We start from the raw sequence: 14,207 nt of genomic DNA on the forward strand, positions 1-14,207 counted from the left end.
CAACCCTAGGACCTCGCCCGCCGGGCCGGAGCCCGGGGGACCGCGGGGCGGGTTGGCGCGTCCGGCGGCCCCGGCCGGTGCACCGGCCGTACGCTGGGGCCGGCCCGGCAACACGGTGTCCGGGGCAGGTCGGCGTCGGCGGATCGGCCGCGACCGGCGTCGAGGGGAGGGCCGGGTGGCGCACCGGGAGAACGGCTTCGGTCCCGGCGGTGGGCCGTCCGGGCCGGGCGAGCGGGCGCTCTGGCTGGCGCTGGCGATCGCGGTGGCGGTACTGGCGGTGGGGTTGCTGTGGCTGCGCTCCCTGGGCCTGTCCGTGCTGGGCGCCCGCGGGGTGATCGCGGTGTTCGTGCTGGGCGAGGTGCTCGGTGTCGGTGGTGTCGTGTTCGCGATCCGGGCGCAGGTCGAGTCGGCGGAGCGGCCGCAGGTGTCGGCGACCGCGCTGGCCACGGCGCGCCGCTGGGTGCTGTCCGGGCTGGTGTTCCTGGCCGGCATGGCGCTGATCGCCCTCGGTGCCCGGTTCGCCCCGACGGCCCTCGCTTCCTGACCGCGCCGGTGCCGGCCCGGCCGGTTGTCGGACCCCGCCGGTAGCCTGCCGCAGGTGATCAACCCACGCGTTCCGCATCTGTCGGCCGCGGTGGCCCGCCGCATCGCGCTGGCCGCGCAGGGCTTCGCCGACCCGCGCCCCACCGGGGTGCCCGACGTCCGGCACCTGCGGCGGGTGTTGCGCCGGGTCGGTGTGATCCAGCTGGACTCGGTGAACGTGCTGCAGCGCGCGCACTACCTGCCGGCCTACTCGCGCCTGGGGCCCTATCCGACCCGGCTGCTGGACCGTGCCGCGCACGCCGCGCCCCGCGAGCTGTTCGAATACTGGGGGCACGAGGCGTCGCTGGTGCCGGTCCGGCTGCAGCCGGCCCTGCGGTGGCGGATGGCGGAGGCCGAGCAGCACGCCTGGAGCGGGGTGCGCCGGCTCGCCGCGGAGCGTCCCGACCTGGTCGCCCGGGTTCGCGACGAGGTGGCCCGGCGCGGGCCGCTGACCGCCCGCGAGATCCAGGACGACACGGCCCGCGACCGCAGCGACTGGGGCTGGAACTGGTCGGCGGTGAAGACCAGCCTGGAGTGGCTGTTCTACTGCGGCGAGGTCACCTCGGCGGCCCGGCTGCCCACCTTCGAGCGGCTGTACGACCTGCCCGAGCGGGTGCTGCCGGCCGACGTGCTGGCCGCGCCGACACCACCGCCCGCTCAGGCGTACCGGCAACTGGTTCGCACCGCCGCCACCGCACTCGGCGTGGCCACCGAGCCCGACCTGCGCGACTACTTCCGGCTGCCGGCCGCGGCCAGCCGGCCGGCGGTGGCCGCGCTGGTGGCGGCCGGCGAGCTGATCGAGGTCGAGGTGGACGGCTGGCCGGCGCCGGCCTATCTCGATCCGGCCGCCCGCCGGCCGCGGCGGATCACCGCGCGGACCCTGATCAGCCCGTTCGATCCGTTGATCTGGTTGCGCTCGCGCGCCGAGCGGCTGTTCGGGTTCAGCTACCGGATCGAGATCTACGTGCCGGCGCACCGCCGGGTGCACGGCTACTACGTGCTGCCGTTCCTGCTCGACGACGCGCTGGTGGCCCGGGTCGACCTGAAGGCCGACCGGTCCGCCGGGCTGCTTCGGGTGCCGGCGGCGTGGGCCGAGCCGGGCCCGCCGGGCGGCATCGACCGGGTCGCGGTCGAGCTGGCCGCGGAGCTGCGCACGATGGCGGGCTGGCTCGGCCTGACCGACATCGCCAGGCCGGAGCAGGGTGATCTTGCCGGCCCGCTTGCCGCCGCTCTGGCGCGGTGACCGCCGTGGTCGGTGCCGCGGGCACCGGTCCGGTACGGTGAGGTGGTTTGGCGAAGGGGAGGCCATGGCGTCGGTGAGCGACACGGTCAGCGCGCAACCAGGGGTGCCCGGTGCGACGCCGGCCGCCGGCGTGGGGGGCGTGGCCGGCGACGGCGGGCAGGTCCCGCCGGCCGGTTACGGCTACCCGGCTCCGGCATCCGGTTACGGCTACCCGGTGCCGGCCGGCGCCGAGCAGCCCACGCTGCCACCCGCACCGCGGAACCCGATCGGTCGGTTCTTCGCGTTCCTGTTCGTTCGGCAGACCTGGCTGGCACCGTTGTCGGTGCTCGCCTGCTTCGGCATGGCCGTGGTCTACGTCGAACACTTCAACCCGACGACCGGTGCGGCCGGCCCGACCGGGGGCTGCGCGTTCAAGGCGTTGACCGGCCTTGACTGTCCGGGCTGCGGCGGCACCCGCGCCTTCTGGTACCTGCTGCACGGAAATCTGCCGGAGGCGGCCCGCAACCACGTGCTCGCCGTGTTCGCCGCGCCCTTCGTGGCGTACGCGTACGTCGCCTGGGCACTGCGCCGCGTCTTCGGCATCACCCTGCCGATGCCCCGGATCCCGTCGCTGGCGCTCGCCCTGTTCGCCGGCGCCTGGTTGGCGTTCTTCGTTCTGCGCAACCTGCCCTGGGCGCCGTTCACCTACCTGTACGTGTGAGGGTGCCGGCCGCCGCCGACACCCTCTCGTCCAGGACGCCGCCGGGCTCGCGCGCCGGTCAGGACGTCGCCGGTGCCGGTACCCGGTGAATCTCGATGTCGCCGGACGCGGTGCTGCCGCGCAGTTCCACGTCGTGACCCGCCAGCGGCCGCTCGCCGCCGATGGACAGGTCGCTGGAGGTGGTGCCGGAGGCGGTGTTGAGATCCATCCACACCCCGGTCCCGGCCGGCACCCCGAAGTACAGGTCGCCGGAGGCGGTGTTGGCCCGGACCGAGCCGGCGACCACGGCGTCGATCCGGACGTCGCCGGATGCGCTGTGTACCTTGACCGCGCCGTGCGTCTCGCCGATCCGGGTGTCGCCGCTGGCCGAGTTGTGTGCGACGTCCCCGTCGACCCGGCCGGCGTCGATGTCGCCGGACGCCGAGTTGGCCTTCAGGTTGCCACCCACGTACCCGACCCGCACGTCGCCGGAGGCGGAGTTCATCGACACGTCGCCGGTGACCTGGTCGAGCTGGACGTCGCCGGAGGCGTTGTTGACCGAGACGGTGGACAGGGTGCCGACGCAGCGCAGGTCGGCGGAGGCGACCTTGGACTCCAGCGAGGAGCCGGCCGGCACCGCGATGGTGATCCGCAGCTTCGCGGTACGCCGGCCGAACAGCCAGCCCACGCCGCTGGTGTCCGGCGTCTTCACGGTCAGCTGACCGCCGCTGAGCTGGACGATCGTGTCCGCCGCGGCCTGCCGGGCCCGGTCGTCGCCGGGATCGAGCGGTTCCACCTCGACCGTGGCGGTGTCGCGCGGCTCGGCGGTCAGGTCGCAACGGCCGGCCGCGACACGCAGGTCGATGCTGACCGGGGTGTCGGTCGCGAACTCGTACATGTCTGCTCCTGGATGTCGGCGCGTGGCATCGGCCGCGCGCTCACCTGACGGTGGGGTGGCTTGGGGTGCACGCCGGGGCGGCCGCGGGTCAACGAGTGGCGGTCAGGCCTGCGCGTAGCCGGTGACCCGGCGACCGAGCCGGGTGCGGGTGGTCGGGCCGCTGCCGCCGCGGACGGCGGCGCCGATGGCGCGGACCAGCCAGGCGTTGACCGAGATGCCCTCGGTCGACGCGGCCCGTTCGACCTGTGCCTTGAGCCCTTCGGGCAGTCGCAGCGTGATCCGGGCGACGTCGCCGGTCTCGGTCTCGGCGCTGGGCGGCGGTTCCGGCGGGCCGGGCGGCGCCGCCTCGCTGACGACCAGGTCGGCGGCCCGCCCGCGCAGTCGTACCTCGACCGAGGCGTTGTCCAGTTTCGTGGTGATCTCGGCCGCGGCGTCGGACAGCGCCTCCAGCAGGCTGAGCCGCGCGGCGGCCTCCAGCGAACCGGCGAGCAGCCCGGCCGCCCGCCGTACGTCGTCGTCGCCGGGTGCCGCGCTGGCCTCCAGGTCGTGGCGCAACGTTTCCAGGTACGGGTTCAGGTCCATGGCACTATCCTGACAGCACGGGTGATGTCAACCAACCGGGGGCGCGCCCGTCGATGTCGAGGACGTCGCCGCGGAGCGGGCCTGCCGCCGCGGTCGACGTACCGGTTCCGGCCGGCTCCGTCGTCCTCCGGGCCGGCTGCGGTGCCGCCCCGGTACAGCCAGCCTTCCCAGTGGTGGTCACCGGTGCGGCGGGTGGCCGGCTCGTGGTGGACGGCCTCGTCGTGGGTGTTCAGGTCGCGGCGGACGAGTTCCAGCTCCAGCATTGATGCGTTCATGACGTCATCATGACACCATCCACGACGCCAGTCAATGCCGTACTGCTGTCTTGCGTGCTGTCTCCGGTCGTCCCGGCGGTCGGCGCACCGCCACCCGGCCTGCGAATCGGCCACCGAACACCGAACCGGCCGGTGCCGGCAGGCATCGAGGTTGCCGGTAAATTCGAGGCGCGCGCGGCGGCGGAGGGGACCGGTGCGCCGTGTCGTCAGTCTTCGAGGGGGATGCCGTGCCCGAGATCGTTCCGCCCACCGTGCGGCCCATCGCCTGGACCCAGTTCGCGCCGCCGGAGGACGTGCCCTGGACCACCGACGCGGACGGCGGCCAGGCGCTCGCCGAGTTCGCCGGCCGGGCCTGCTACCAGTCGTGGAAGAAGCCGAACCCGGCCACCGCGACCAACGCCGGCTACCTGCGGCACATCCTCGAGGTGGGGCACCTTTCGGTGCTCGAGCACGGCAGCGTCACCTTCTACCTCACCGGCATCTCCCGGTCGCTGACCCACGAGCTCATCCGGCACCGGCACTTCTCCTACTCGCAGCTCTCCCAGCGGTACGTGCCGGAGCGCAACGCGGCCATGGTCGAGCCGGACGTGATCGCCGAGGACCCCGAGCTGCACGCGAAGTTCGTCGAGGGCGCCGAGGCCGCGGTCAAGCTCTACACCGAGCTGCTGGAGGGGCTGGAGAAGAAGTTCGCCGACGTGCCGAACGCGACGCTGCGCCGCAAGCAGGCCCGTCAGGCGGCCCGGGCGGTACTGCCGAACGCGACCGAGACGCGCATCGTGGTCACCGGCAACTACCGCGCCTGGCGGCACTTCGTCGCGATGCGTGCCTCCGAGCACGCGGACGTGGAGATTCGGGCGCTCGCCATCGCCTGCCTGCGGCAGCTCCAGATCGTCGCCCCGAACGTGTTCGGCGACTTCACCATCTCGGCGTTGGACGACGGTTCCGAGATCGCCGCCAGCCCGTTCGTCACCGAGGGCTGAGCCGGGTGGGATCAGCCGGCCGGGGACGGACGTCTCACCGGATGATCCGCCCGGGCCCGCCGGTCGGTCCGATAGGTTGGTGGCATGACGCACGACCCGCGCCGGCCGTTCGGCCGGCTGCTGACCGCGATGGTCACCCCGTTCGCCGCAGACGGCTCGCTCGACGTCGCCGGTGCGCAGAAACTGGCCGAGTACCTGGTCGACGTGCAGGGCAACGACGCGCTGGTGATCAGCGGGACCACCGGCGAGGCGCCGACGACCACCGACGCGGAGAAGGACACGCTGCTGCGCGCCGTGGTCGAGGCGGTCGGTGACCGGGCCAGGATCGTCGCCGGCGTCGGTACGTTCGACACCGCGCACACCGTCGAGCTCGCCCGCGACGCCGCCAAGGCCGGCGCGCACGGTCTGCTCGTGGTGACGCCGTACTACTCGAGGCCGCCGCAGGCCGGGCTGCTCGCCCACTTCCGCGCCGTGGCCGAGGCCACCGACCTGCCGGTGATGCTGTACGACATACCCGGGCGCACGGCGACCCCGATCGCCACCGAGACGCTGCTGCGGCTGGCCGAGCACCCGAACATCGCGGCGGTCAAGGACGCCAAGGGTGACCTCGCCGCGACCTCGGCGGTCACCGGACACGGCGGGGTGGCGGTCTACTCCGGCGAGGACAAGCTGACCCTGCCGCTGCTCGCGGTCGGCGCGGTCGGCGTCGTCGGTACCCCGACGCACGTGATCGGGCGGGAGACCAGGCAGCTGATCGAGGCGTTCGAGGCCGGCGACCATGCCGGCGCACTCGCGCTGCACCACCGGCTGCTGCCGGTGCTCACCGGCTTCTTCCGCACCCAGGGCGTCATCCTGGTGAAGGCCGCGATGCGGTTGCGCGGGTTGCCGGCCGGCCCGGTTCGCTCGCCGCTGGTGGACGCGACCGAGGCCGAGATCGAGCAGCTGCGCGCCGACTGCGAGCGAGCCGGCGTCGAACTCTGACCGCCGCGGTGCCCGTGCCAGCCGTGCGGGCCAGCGGCGATGCGAACGAGAGCGGCCACGCTGTGCCGCGGCCGGCGAGCCGGGCCGTGGGCGCCGGGCCGCCGGGAGTAGAGGACTGTACGAAGTGAATAGGAGGGCTCAGTGAGCCAGGCACATCCGGAACTGGCCCCACCACCGCCGCTCGCCGCAAACTGCCTGCGGGTGGTACCGCTGGGTGGTCTCGGTGCGATCGGCCGCAACATGACCGTGTACGAGTACGAGGGGCGGCTGCTCGTCGTCGACTGCGGTGTGCTGTTCCCGGATGTGGACCAACCGGGCGTCGACGTGATCCTGCCGGACTTCTCGCCGATCGCCGACCGGCTCGACGACGTCGAGGCGATCGTGCTCACCCACGGGCACGAGGACCACATCGGTGCGGTGCCCTACCTGCTCGCCCGCAAGCCGGACATCCCGCTGGTGGGTTCGCAGTTCACCCTGGCGTTGGTGGAGGCGAAGCTCGCCGAGCGGCGGATCACGCCGTACTCGCTGACCGTGCGGGAAGGCGGCGTCGAGCAGCTCGGCCCGTTCGAGTGCGAGTTCTTCGCCGTCAACCACTCGATCCCGGACGCGATGGCGGTGGCGGTGCGCACCGGCGCCGGCACGGTGCTGCACACCGGCGACTTCAAGATGGACCAGCTGCCGCTGGACGGCCGGGTCACCGACCTGGCCGGGTTCGCCCGGCTCGGCGGCGAGGGCGTCGACCTGCTGCTGTCCGACTCGACCAACGCCGAGATCCCCGGGTTCGTCACCTCCGAGCAGGAGATCCGGCCGGTCATCGACGGCATCTTCCGCAGCGCGCGCGGCCGGATCATCGTCGCCTCGTTCGCCTCCCACGTGCACCGGGTCCAGCAGGTACTCGACTCGGCGGCCGAGCACGGCCGCAAGGTGGCGCTGATCGGCCGGTCCATGGTGCGCAACATGGGCATCGCCCGCGATCTGGGCCTGCTGCACATCGCTGCCGGGCTGGTGGTGTCGCTGGAGGAGGCGACCAACCTGCCGGCCGACGAGATCGTGTTCATGTCGACCGGTTCGCAGGGTGAGCCGATGAGCGCGCTGGGCCGGATGGCCTCCGGCGACCACCGGCACGTCAAGATCGAACCGGGCGACACGGTGGTACTGGCGTCCTCGCTGGTGCCCGGCAACGAGACCTCGGTGTACCGGGTGATCAACGCGCTGTCCCGGGCCGGTGCCACGGTGATCCACAAGGACGTGGCGCGGGTGCACGTCTCCGGGCACGCCCCGGCCGGTGAACTGCTGTACCTGCTCAACGTGGTACGCCCGAGCAACTTCCTGCCGATTCACGGCGAGTGGCGGCACCTGCGCGCGCACGCCCGGCTGGCCACCGAGTCCGGGGTTCCGGCCGAGGGCGTGGTGCTGTGCGAGGACGGCGACGTGGTGGACCTCGTCGACGGCCGGGCCCGGCTGGTCGGCCACCTGCCCAACCGGTACGTCTACGTCGACGGGCTCGCCGTCGGGGACGTGGGGGAGAGCGCGCTGACCGAGCGGCGCATCCTCGGGGACGGCGGATTCATCGCCGCGACCGTGGTGGTCGACTCGGTGACCGGCAAGGTGGTCGGCGGGCCGACCGTCTCGGCGAAGGGGTTCTCGGAGGACCCGACCGCGTTCGACCCGGTGGTCCCGTTGATCACCGAAGTGCTGGACAAGGCGGCGAAGGACGGGGTGACCGACCCGCACCAGCTGCAACAGCTGGTGCGCCGCTCGGTCGGGCGCTGGGTCAACGACAAGTACCGGCGCCGCCCGATGATCGTGCCCAACGTCGTCGAGGTGTGATCCGGCACCGCGTCGCGCGGTGAGCCTCGCCGGTTCCGGCCCGTACCGACGGTCACGGATGCGATGCTCACAGCAATGTCTGCCGAGCGGTCCGAGGATGATCGGGAGCGCGTGGGGCCGCCGGCCCTGCGCGTGGTCCCGGACACGCTGCTGCTGGTGCTCGCCGCCGGAGCCGGTGCCACCGACGCGCTGAGCTATCTGGCGCTCGGCCACGTGTTCACCGCGGTGATGACCGGCAACCTGGCGCTGCTGGGTATCGCCGCCGGTGCCGGGTCGGGCGGCGCCGCGGTGCGCTCGGTGGTGTCGCTGGCGGCGTACGTGGTCGGCGTCGCGGTGTGCACCCGGTTCCTCGGCCACACCCGGGCCAACGACACCGACCCCTGGCCGGTACGGGTCACCCACGCGCTCGGCGTGCAGGCGGTGCTGCAACTGCTGCTGTTCGTCGGCTGGCTGGTGGCCGGCGGCCGGCCGAGCGGGATCGGTACCGGCGTGCTGGTCGCGGTGTCCGCGGTGGCGATGGGCTTCCAGGCCCGTGCGGTGCAGGCGCTGGCCCTACCGGCCGGTTCCACGACCTACCTGACCAGCACCCTGACCACGGTGGTGAGCCGGATCACCGGCGGCGCGCCCGGCCGGGGGCTGCCCCGGCTGGTGCTGCTGGTGGCCGCGATGCTGGCCGGTGCGGCCGTGTCCGCGATGCTGGTGGAGACCGCCCGGCTCGCGGCCGGGGTACTGCCGTTCGCGCTCACCGGTGGCACCGTGCTGGCCGCGACGGTGCTCGACCTGCGGCACCGCCACCGGCACTGACCGCGGGGCCAGTCACCCCGACAGCGACCGTGGCGCCACCGGCAGTGGCCGCGGAGCCGGTCGCGCCGGCAGTGGCCGCGGAGCCGGTCGCGCCGGCAGTGACCCGTGCGGCCTGCGGCAGCGCCGCTGGTACGGGACGCGCACGCGGCAGGGGGCGCCGGCGCGGCGTCAGGGTGCGCCGGCTGGCTCGGCGAGGCCGTCGAGCAGCGCGGTCAGGCCCTGCTGGTACAGCGCGTCCGCGTCGTAGCCCGCGTCGCCGAGTTGCCCGAGCCAGGCGGCGACGGTCGGGTACCGGTTCCGGTCGAGTGCCGCGGCGGTCTCGCGCCGCTGGGAGGTGGTCGGTTCGGCGACCCCGAGCGGGGGCCGGCCGGCCATCGCCAGGCAGTGCCCGATCGTGTAGGTGACCAGGTTGTTCAGCGCGTAGTTCGCCTCGACCAGGTCGAACCCGGCGTCGTGCAGCAGCCGCATCGCCGCTTCGTACAGTTCGAGCCCCGGCCCGGCGGTCACCTCGTGGGTGGCCACCGCCGGCAGTGCGCCGGGGTGCCGCAGCAGCGTGCCGCGCAGTGTCCACAGCAGGCCGCGCAGCACCGTCCGCCAGTCCGCCGCCGGATCGGTGGCCGGCACGGTGACCTCCGCGAACACCCGGTCGGCGAGCCCGGCGACGATGGCCGCCTTGTCCGGCACGTGGTGGTACAGCGACATCGCCTCGACACCGAGTTCGCGGCCGAGCCGGCGCATCGACAGCGCCTCGACGCCCTCGGTGTCGGCGATGCGCAGCGCGGCCTCGAACACCCGGTCGCGGCTGAGCCCGGCGCGCCGACGGGACGCACCACCGGCCACGCCACGCTCCTCGCTCGCTCCGGGACGATCGGGGCCCTGGCTCGGACTCCAGCGCCGCCGATCGTGGTTCCCGCACAGTCTCTCAGGGTCGGTCGTCCACGGCGACCACCTGGTAGGCGGGGCGGGCGCCGACGCGGGCCAGCACCTGCTCGCGCGAGCCGGCCAGCTGCGCGTACCGGACCAGCCGGCGCGGGTCGTCGACGCGCCGGGCGGTGTACACACGGGCGCCGGACGGGCCGGTCTGCTCCTGCCGCAGCTGCTCGACCGCCCGGTCGGGGTCGGCCCCGTCGGCCAGCACGATGGCGTCGACCACCAGGTACCGCCCGGCGTCCGGGTCGTCCGGCACCGCCGCGGCAATCTCGTCGTCCGAGCCGATCAGCCCGAACAGTGGCGCGAAACGGGCCCCGACCGACTGGCCGGGGCCCGTTTCGTACCGTCAGTGTGACGCGGCGGGCCCTCGGCCCGCGGCAACCAGCGCGCCGGCGCTCACCGCTCGGCGCAGAGCAGTTCGGCGATCTGGACGGCGTTGAGCGCCGCGCCCTTGCGCAGGTTGTCGTTGGACACGAACAGCGCGAGCCCGTTGTCCACCGTCTCGTCCGGCCGGATCCGGCCCACGTAGCTCGGGTCCTGCCCGGCCGCCTGCAGCGGCGTCGGGACCTCCGACAGCGCGACACCGGGCGCCGCGGCCAGCAGCTCGTGTGCCCGCTCGACGCTCAGCGGCGCGGCGAACCGGGCGTTGATCTGCAGCGAGTGCCCGGTGAACACCGGCACCCGTACGCAGGTACCGGAGACCTTCAGGTCCGGGATGGACAGGATCTTGCGGCTCTCGTTGCGCAGCTTGTGTTCCTCGTCGGTCTCACCGAGGCCGTCGTCGACCAGCGATCCCGCGTACGGCAACACGTTGAAGGCGATCGGCCGGACGAACTTCGCCGGCTGCGGGAACTGCACCGCCGCGCCGTCGAAGGTGAGCCCGGCGGCCCCGTCGGCCACCTTCCGGACCTGCTCGTCCAGCTCCGCCACGCCCGCCAGCCCGGAACCGGACACCGCCTGGTAGGTGGCCACCACCATGCTCACCAGCCCGGCCGCGTCGTGCAGCGGGCGCAGCACCGGCATCGCGGCCATCGTGGTGCAGTTCGGGTTGGCCACGATGCCGCGTGGCCGGTTCGCCAGCGACTGCGGGTTGACCTCGGCCACCACCAGCGGTACGTCCGGGTCCATCCGCCATGCCGACGAGTTGTCCACCACGACGGCGCCGGTCGCCGCGACCTTCGGCGCGAGCGTCTTGGACGTGCCCTTGCCGGCGGAGAACAACACGATGTCCAACCCGCGGAAGTCCGCGGTGGCGGCGTCCTCGACCGTCACCTCGCCGTCCCGCCAGGGCAGTGTGCGCCCCGCCGACCGCGCCGAGGCGAACAGCCGCAGCTCGTCCGCCGGGAACTCGCGCTCCGCGAGGATGCGGCGCATCACGCCGCCGACCTGGCCAGTTGCTCCGACAATCCCGATACGCATGTGCCGCAGGCTACCTGGCCGGCCGCCGGCCCGCCGAGACGTCCCGCCCAGTGAAAACGGGCATACGCTGCGGTCATGGGCTATCGGTGGCTCGCCTGGGCGCTCGTCGCCGTGCACTTCGGCTACCTGGCGTACCTGCTGCTCGGCGGCTTCGTCGCGCTCCGTTGGCGGTGGACGCTGCCGGTGCACCTGGCCGCCGCCGGCTGGGCGGTCGCGGTCGTTGCGGGCCACCTGCCCTGCCCGCTGACCGCGGCGCAGGACGCGGCCCGGCACGCCGCCGGCCTGCCGCCGCTGACCGGCGGGTTCCTGGACAGCTACGTGCGCGGCGTGTTCTACCCGCGCGGTGCGGGGACGCTCGCCCAGCTGGTGCTCGGCTCGGCGGTACTGGCGTCCTGGGCACTGGTGGTGCTGCGCTGGCGGCGCCCGTGGCGCGAGTGTTGGTCGGGCCGCCGCAGTTGACCCGCGGGTCGCGGTGCGACCAGGGATTTCTGTCACCGGCCGTGTCGGACCGGGGGTTTCCGTTCGGTTCCGGCTACGGTGGCGGTCATGGCTGGCCGGACGTCTGCCACGAGCCGTACCCGCACCTCGGCGAAGAAGAAGACGGGTACGGCTAGCCGTGCCACCACCCGCCGCGCCCCGGCCCGGCGCCCGGCCCGGCGCAAGCCGCAGCGGTCGGCGTCGGCGCGGGCCGCGAGCGGCGCGTTCGGCGGCCTGGCCCGCGGCGTCGGTTTCCTCGCCCGGGCGGTCGGCCGGCAGGCCGCCACCGCGCGGGAACTCGATCCGGCGCACCGCCGCGACGGCCTCGGCCTGGCGCTGCTCGCGTTCGGCATCGTGCTGGCAGTCGCGGTCTGGTTCCACGCCGCCGGCCCGGTCGGTGCCTGGGTGGGGTACGCGGTGCGCTGGGTGCTCGGCGCGGCGGCCGCGGCGCTGCCGGTGTTGCTGGCGTTCGCCGCGGTCCGGGTGCTGCGCCAGGCGCCCGACCCGGCCCACCGCGGCCGGCACCTGGTCGGCTGGAGCGCCCTGTCGCTCGCCGCGCTGGGCCTGCTGCACCTGTTTCGCGGCAGCCCGGGTACCGCGGACGGCCGCGGCCACGCCGGCGGCATCGTCGGCGACCTGGTCGGCGGCCTGCTCGCCCGCGCGGTGACCTCGTGGGTCGCGGTTCCGCTGCTGATCCTGCTGCTGCTGTTCGGCCTGCTGGTGGTGACCGCGACGCCGCTGAACCGGATCCCGGAGCGGTTCCGCCGGCTGCGCGATCTCGCCATGGGGCGGGCGGCGGCGCCGGCCGCCGCGGACGGCGTGGACGAGCCGGGCGAGGTCTCCGGTCCGCCGGTGCGGCTGCGTCGCCCGTCCCGGCGCCGGCAGGCCAGCCGCGCCGAGGACCCGGCCCCGGTCTCCCCGGCGCCCGCCGAGGACGCGCTCGACGAGCCGGAACTGCCGGCCCAGCGCAAGCCGCGCAAGAAGCTCACCCCGCCGGAGCACGGGCCGCTGCCGCCGCCGAAGGTGGAACAGCCGGTGCTGAGCGCAGCGGCCGGCGACTACCGGCTGCCGTCGCCCGAACTGCTCCGCAAGGGCGGCCCGGGCAAGACCCGCAGCCGCGCCAACGACGACGCGATCGCCGCGCTGCAGGGCGTCTTCGAGCAGTTCAACGTCGATGCGGCGGTCACCGGGTTCACCCGCGGTCCGACCGTCACCCGGTACGAGATCGAGCTCGGTTCGGGGGTGAAGGTCGAGCGGATCACCCAGCTGTCGCGCAACATCGCCTACGCGGTGAAGAGCCCGGACGTGCGGATCATCAGCCCGATCCCGGGCAAGTCCGCGGTCGGTGTGGAGATCCCGAACACCGACCGGGAGGACGTGATCCTCGGCGACGTGCTGCGCAGCGCCGAGGCGACCGCGGACCCGCACCCGATGGTGGTGGCGCTGGGCAAGGACATCGAGGGCCGCAACGTGGTGGCCAACCTGACCAAGATGCCGCACATCCTGGTCGCCGGCGCCACCGGCAGCGGCAAGTCGTCGTGCATCAACTCGCTGCTGGTGTCGATCCTGGCCCGGGCCACGCCGGACCAGGTGCGGCTGCTGCTGGTCGACCCGAAGCGGGTGGAGCTGACCAGCTACGAGGGCATCCCGCACCTGGTGACGCCGATCGTGACCAACCCGAAGAAGGCGGCCGACGCGCTCGCCTGGGTGGTGCGCGAGATGGACATGCGCTACGACGACCTGGCCGCCGCCGGGGTGCGACACGTCGACGACTTCAACCGCAAGGTGCTCAAGGGCGAGATCACCGCGCCGCCCGGCAGCGAGCGCGAGTACCGGCCCTACCCGTACCTGCTGGTGATCGTGGACGAGCTGGCCGACCTGATGATGGTGGCGCCGCGCGACGTGGAGGACGCGATCGTGCGCATCACCCAGCTCGCCCGCGCCGCCGGCATCCATCTGGTGCTCGCCACCCAGCGGCCCAGCGTCGACGTGGTCACCGGCCTGATCAAGGCGAACGTGCCGTCCCGGCTGGCGTTCTCCACCTCCTCGCTCGGCGACTCCCGGGTCATCCTGGACCAGCCGGGCGCGGAGAAGCTGATCGGCCGTGGCGACGGGCTGTTCCTGCCGATGGGCGCGAGCAAGCCGATCCGGTTGCAGGGCGCCTGGGTCACCGAGCCGGAGATTCACGACCTCGTCAAGTACTGCATCGACCAGCGGCAGCCGGAGTTCCGCGACGACGTGTTGACCGTCGCGCAGGAGAGCAAGAAGAAGATCGACGAGGACATCGGCGACGACCTGGATCTGCTGCTGCAGGCGGCCGAACTGGTGGTGACCTCGCAGTTCGGCTCCACCTCGATGCTGCAACGCAAGCTGCGGGTCGGTTTCGCCAAGGCGGGCCGGCTGATGGACCTGATGGAGACCCGCGGCGTGGTCGGCCCGTCCGAGGGGTCCAAGGCCCGCGACGTGCTGATCAAACCGGACGAGTTGGAGGACATGCTGGCCAGCATCCGCGGCGAGAACGGCTGAC

Annotated in this window: 14 protein-coding genes; 9 read left to right on the forward strand and 5 right to left on the reverse strand. The window is 73.6% G+C overall.

The window, feature by feature from the left end; all coding sequences use genetic code 11:
* The first annotated feature begins 175 nt into the window (after positions 1 to 175).
* The 3 genes from Athai_RS11770 to Athai_RS11780 all read left to right on the forward strand — a co-directional run bounded on the left by Athai_RS11770 (position 176) and on the right by Athai_RS11780 (position 2,525).
* Positions 176 to 544 (forward strand): hypothetical protein, encoded by a 369-nt coding sequence (locus tag Athai_RS11770; protein WP_203961540.1) that lies wholly within the window; start codon positions 176 to 178, stop codon positions 542 to 544.
* Positions 545 to 601: 57 nt separating this feature from the next.
* Complete coding sequence (locus Athai_RS11775; protein WP_203965555.1) at positions 602 to 1,825, forward strand: winged helix-turn-helix domain-containing protein; 1,224 nt, start codon at positions 602 to 604, stop codon at positions 1,823 to 1,825.
* A gap of 64 nt (positions 1,826 to 1,889) precedes the next feature.
* Positions 1,890 to 2,525 carry a DUF2752 domain-containing protein gene (locus Athai_RS11780; RefSeq protein WP_203961541.1) on the forward strand — a complete coding sequence of 212 codons (636 nt, stop codon included), beginning with the start codon at positions 1,890 to 1,892 and terminating at the stop codon, positions 2,523 to 2,525.
* A gap of 58 nt (positions 2,526 to 2,583) precedes the next feature.
* On the opposite strand, the gene Athai_RS11785 is transcribed toward Athai_RS11780, so the two are convergent.
* Both Athai_RS11785 and Athai_RS11790 read right to left on the reverse strand, forming a co-directional pair.
* On the reverse strand, positions 2,584 to 3,402 hold the full coding sequence (locus tag Athai_RS11785; RefSeq protein ID WP_203961542.1) for a DUF4097 family beta strand repeat-containing protein: 819 nt from the start codon (positions 3,400 to 3,402) through the stop codon (positions 2,584 to 2,586).
* A 102-nt stretch (positions 3,403 to 3,504) separates the two neighbouring features.
* Positions 3,505 to 3,984 (reverse strand): toxin-antitoxin system HicB family antitoxin, encoded by a 480-nt coding sequence (locus tag Athai_RS11790; protein WP_203961543.1) that lies wholly within the window; start codon positions 3,982 to 3,984, stop codon positions 3,505 to 3,507.
* A 511-nt stretch (positions 3,985 to 4,495) separates the two neighbouring features.
* Between Athai_RS11790 and thyX the strand changes: the two genes are divergently transcribed.
* The 4 genes from thyX (at position 4,496) to Athai_RS11810 (ending at position 8,854) form a co-directional block, all read left to right on the forward strand.
* Positions 4,496 to 5,239: an FAD-dependent thymidylate synthase gene (thyX, locus tag Athai_RS11795; RefSeq protein WP_203965557.1), complete on the forward strand. Its 744-nt coding sequence runs from the start codon at positions 4,496 to 4,498 to the stop codon at positions 5,237 to 5,239.
* Between the two features lie 84 nt (positions 5,240 to 5,323).
* Positions 5,324 to 6,220, forward strand: a complete 897-nt coding sequence (gene dapA, locus Athai_RS11800; RefSeq protein ID WP_203961544.1) for a 4-hydroxy-tetrahydrodipicolinate synthase — start codon at positions 5,324 to 5,326, stop codon at positions 6,218 to 6,220.
* A gap of 141 nt (positions 6,221 to 6,361) precedes the next feature.
* Positions 6,362 to 8,050 (forward strand): ribonuclease J, encoded by a 1,689-nt coding sequence (locus Athai_RS11805; protein WP_203961545.1) that lies wholly within the window; start codon positions 6,362 to 6,364, stop codon positions 8,048 to 8,050.
* Positions 8,051 to 8,161: 111 nt separating this feature from the next.
* Positions 8,162 to 8,854 carry a DUF1275 family protein gene (locus Athai_RS11810; protein WP_203961546.1) on the forward strand — a complete coding sequence of 231 codons (693 nt, stop codon included), beginning with the start codon at positions 8,162 to 8,164 and terminating at the stop codon, positions 8,852 to 8,854.
* A gap of 168 nt (positions 8,855 to 9,022) precedes the next feature.
* Here Athai_RS11810 and Athai_RS11815 read toward each other — a convergent pair whose 3' ends face one another.
* The 3 genes from Athai_RS11815 to Athai_RS11825 form a co-directional block, all read right to left on the reverse strand.
* The gene (locus Athai_RS11815) at positions 9,023 to 9,694 is read right to left on the reverse strand and encodes a TetR/AcrR family transcriptional regulator C-terminal domain-containing protein (RefSeq protein ID WP_203961547.1); all 672 of its coding nucleotides are present in this window, start codon (positions 9,692 to 9,694) and stop codon (positions 9,023 to 9,025) included.
* A gap of 82 nt (positions 9,695 to 9,776) precedes the next feature.
* The gene (locus Athai_RS11820; RefSeq protein ID WP_203961548.1) at positions 9,777 to 10,040 is read right to left on the reverse strand and encodes a hypothetical protein; all 264 of its coding nucleotides are present in this window, start codon (positions 10,038 to 10,040) and stop codon (positions 9,777 to 9,779) included.
* Positions 10,041 to 10,180: 140 nt separating this feature from the next.
* On the reverse strand, positions 10,181 to 11,203 hold the full coding sequence (locus Athai_RS11825) for an aspartate-semialdehyde dehydrogenase (protein WP_203961549.1): 1,023 nt from the start codon (positions 11,201 to 11,203) through the stop codon (positions 10,181 to 10,183).
* Positions 11,204 to 11,278: 75 nt separating this feature from the next.
* Here Athai_RS11825 and Athai_RS11830 point away from each other — a divergent pair, with 75 nt between their 5' ends.
* Together Athai_RS11830 and Athai_RS11835 are read left to right on the forward strand one after the other, a co-directional pair.
* Complete coding sequence (locus Athai_RS11830; protein WP_203961550.1) at positions 11,279 to 11,662, forward strand: DUF2784 domain-containing protein; 384 nt, start codon at positions 11,279 to 11,281, stop codon at positions 11,660 to 11,662.
* A gap of 87 nt (positions 11,663 to 11,749) precedes the next feature.
* Complete coding sequence (locus Athai_RS11835) at positions 11,750 to 14,206, forward strand: DNA translocase FtsK (protein WP_203961551.1); 2,457 nt, start codon at positions 11,750 to 11,752, stop codon at positions 14,204 to 14,206.
* The last annotated feature ends 1 nt before the right edge of the window (position 14,207 follow it).

Origin of the sequence: Actinocatenispora thailandica, from assembly GCF_016865425.1 — a bacterium.
Lineage (GTDB): Bacteria > Actinomycetota > Actinomycetes > Mycobacteriales > Micromonosporaceae > Actinocatenispora > Actinocatenispora thailandica.

Coding starts and splice junctions, on each gene's coding strand:
- Athai_RS11785 (WP_203961542.1), bottom strand. CDS start 3,402: ATGTACGAGTTCGCGACCGACACCCCGGTCAGCATCGACCTGCGTGTC.
- Athai_RS11780 (WP_203961541.1), top strand. CDS start 1,890: ATGGCGTCGGTGAGCGACACGGTCAGCGCGCAACCAGGGGTGCCCGGT.
- Athai_RS11835 (WP_203961551.1), top strand. CDS start 11,750: ATGGCTGGCCGGACGTCTGCCACGAGCCGTACCCGCACCTCGGCGAAG.
- Athai_RS11825 (WP_203961549.1), bottom strand. CDS start 11,203: ATGCGTATCGGGATTGTCGGAGCAACTGGCCAGGTCGGCGGCGTGATG.
- Athai_RS11830 (WP_203961550.1), top strand. CDS start 11,279: ATGGGCTATCGGTGGCTCGCCTGGGCGCTCGTCGCCGTGCACTTCGGC.
- dapA (WP_203961544.1), top strand. CDS start 5,324: ATGACGCACGACCCGCGCCGGCCGTTCGGCCGGCTGCTGACCGCGATG.
- Athai_RS11790 (WP_203961543.1), bottom strand. CDS start 3,984: ATGGACCTGAACCCGTACCTGGAAACGTTGCGCCACGACCTGGAGGCC.